A 3,159-nucleotide genomic window follows, 5' to 3' on the forward strand; every position below is an offset into this window, starting at 1 on the left:
GGACGGGCGGGACGCCCATCCCACAAACTTGTGGAAGTTATTTAATTCTCATTCCTAAGCGAGTATTCTGATGAAAAATTGTGTACAGTCGATGCGTTCTATGTCTGGCAGAAACCAATAGCTTAATCACACTTTGCTATACAATAGAGCATTAAGGGATTGGGGAAAAATCGGGGCGAACTCTACCCGATATTCCCCATAACCAATCACCAATCACCAAGGGCTGCCAATCATCACAAAAGCCGACCAATAATAAGGATGCGACAACTGTAAATCCGCAAACCCTTGCAGCGAAGCCGGCAACTCCACCCCCTCACCCCGACTCGAACCCCGCAATCTGCCACCCTCCAAACGCACCTCTCCCCGCAACATCGCAATTTGCGCTTGTCGCAGCGCCGCCCCCTTAATTCGCGCCGTCTTCAACTGCTGGTAAAACTCACTCATCAATCCCAAAGTACCTTCATCTGAAACGTACCACAAACTCCCCACAGCCGTTTGCACCCCGGCTTGCAGCGCCAACCCTCCAAAACCCAACTCCGCCTGTGCATCTCCCACCGCAGTCCGACAAGCACTTAAAACTAACAGATTCACCTGCGGATCATTCAATCTCAAATCCCCCAATTGATCAAGTCGCAGCCGACTATCCCACAACTGAATAAAAGAATTACTCGGTACTCCCGGTCGAAATTCGCCGTGAGTAGCTAAGTGAATAATCCCAAAAGGCTGGCTTTGATGCTGTCGCTTCAAATTCTCCAAGGTGAAACCCTCATTCAGAAAACTAACTCCCGGCCACTCTCGGGAAATAGTTGCTATTTCAGCAGGAACCGCAAGCAAAGGATTCAACTCGGAAAATTGCGACGCACCCATTGCTAAAACTTGAGAATTTCTGATATCGACGTAGCGACTATCTGTTAAATTAATGCTGGGCATGAGGCTGAGACTGTACTTTTCCACCAAAAATTGCTGTCCGTCGTGCAAAGCAGCAAAGGGTATACCTCTCAAACCCCGATCGACAACAAAGGAAATAGTATCGGTTTCGCACTTTTTCAAACTGTCCTCTAAAGGCGCAATCATCCACTTATAAAGCTGTTGAGAAGATGGTAGATAACTCGTAGTACCCCGCACGCCCGGTTTAGTAATCTCATCCCGGAACTGAGTTACAACTCTCAGCACTTCTTCCCGGTTCGCTGACGGCACGCTTTTGTAAACCACTTCACCGCAAGAAGTTATTAAAACTAAATTTAATTTTTCCGGCTGCGAGAACAGATAAATTAAGCTGGGTTTCGTGCGCGTTTCTGCGCCGATGGATGCTAACTTTTTTTTGATTTCCTCCGTGGATATCGACTCGTCGCTGATGTTACTGCCGAAATATTCCTGGAATTCTTGGCTGAAAGATTTGTCCAGCAGAGACAAAGCGGCCGATATATTGCCGACCTCCAAGTTCCTGCCGATGTCTCTGCGAAATGCTGACTGAATAACTGAATCTCTGATATTTAAATTGATGAAATTTCTCAGTCCTCTGGGAGATTGGATTCTTTCGGGCGGCATCCTGTCTCCGGGTTTTCCCATATCTCGCGCTATTCTGTTTTGGTTCTGCAGCTGTTCGGGCGTCAAGGGTTGGTTGGGTTCGGAAAAAAACTGTCCCCCTCTATCCAATGGCGGTCTATCCCCTGGTAATCTTGGCGGCGGGGGATTATTGGAATCAGGGGGATTAGGAGGATTAGGAGGATTAGGAGGATTAGGAGGATTAGGAGGATCTTCGAGCGTTGGTTGGTTGGTAGTGATGATCGCACTATTGCCTTGAGTGTAAGAACTTATGAAAGATCGCCCCTGAGTAATAGTACCCAAAGCATTGCTGGCGATCGCCCCTGCAGTACCGTTAGTCGTCGCATCTCCCACCGCAAAAGGCGTCGGCGGATTGACATCGCCGCCGCCGTGGGCGATCGTAACTGTACCGGCTTGAGTGCCGCTAAGAGTCGAGATGCTAACACCAGTGCCGTTTTGGTCAAAAGTACCCGTCACTCGAACTAAACCCGGAGTTGCGATATCAACCTTAGCGCCCGGAGCATAGATCGACCCAATCCTAATATCATTTTGAGCGTTAAGATTTACTGTAGAAGTGCGATCTGCTCCAACAGCATTAACATTTATTCGTCCAATTCTGATTTCGTTTCCTCCTAAAATTCCCACCCTTTCAGCAGCATTTATATTGCCAGTGCTGACAGTTCCTCTGCTGCTAGTGATATCAACTCCAACTCCCTGCAAATCTCGTGAATTTACATCGAGCGGCGCTCTTAAATTGACATTTCCTGTGGTGGCGTTCGTATTGCCAAAAATATTAATACTTCCCGAATTGCTAATTACATTAACTCCCACTCCCCGCAAATCCCCTGAATTCACCTCGAGCGGCGCTGTTAAATTGACATTTCTTGTGGTGGCGTCGGTATTGCCAAAAATATTAATACTTCCCGAATTGCTAATTACATTAACTCCCACTCCCCGCAAATCCCATGAATTCACATTGAGCATCGCTCTTAAATCGACATTTCCTGTGGTGGCGTCGGTATTGCCACTAATATTAATTCTTCCCGAATTGCTAATTACATTAACTCCCACTCCCCGCAAATCCCCTGAATTCACCTCGAGCGGCGCTGTTAAATTGACACTTCTTGTTGTGGCGTCGGTATTGCCGATCGCAATCCTTCCCGAATTGCTGTTTACATTAACTCCCACTCCCCGCAAATCTCCTGATTTTACATCCAGTGGCGCTGTTAAATTAATAGTATTTTCGGTTGCTGTAGCGCTTCCAATATCCAACCTTCCCGAAGTGCTATTTACATTAACTTTTGTTCCTAGCAAATTCTCTGAGCTTACATTCTCAGAAGCTATGACATTAATATTCCCAATTGATGTAGTATTGCCGATCGCAATATTTCCCCGATCGCTAGTGAGATCCACTACTTCCCCCAGCAAACTCCCTGCATTTAAGTTCCTGGTTGATCTCAAAGCAATCCTAGCCGCCGGAGCATTAATGGAATCAACGATAATATTATTTTGGGCATCCAGATTGACTGTGGGAATGATGGGATTAACTGGATTTGTGGCGACAGGATTAACAGTTATTGCCCTTGTGTTGATGTCCTGTCCCGCTACAATTCT

Annotated in this window: 1 protein-coding gene; it reads right to left on the reverse strand. The window is 46.8% G+C overall.

The window, feature by feature from the left end; genetic code table 11:
• Positions 1–213 precede the first annotated feature (213 nt).
• The coding region (locus ACUVJL_RS01495) for a CHAT domain-containing protein (protein WP_445244231.1) at positions 214–3,159 on the reverse strand (2,946 nt) is incomplete at its 5' end.

It is taken from the genome of Microcoleus sp. OTE_8_concoct_300, assembly GCF_031383065.1.
Lineage (GTDB): Bacteria > Cyanobacteriota > Cyanobacteriia > Cyanobacteriales > Microcoleaceae > Microcoleus.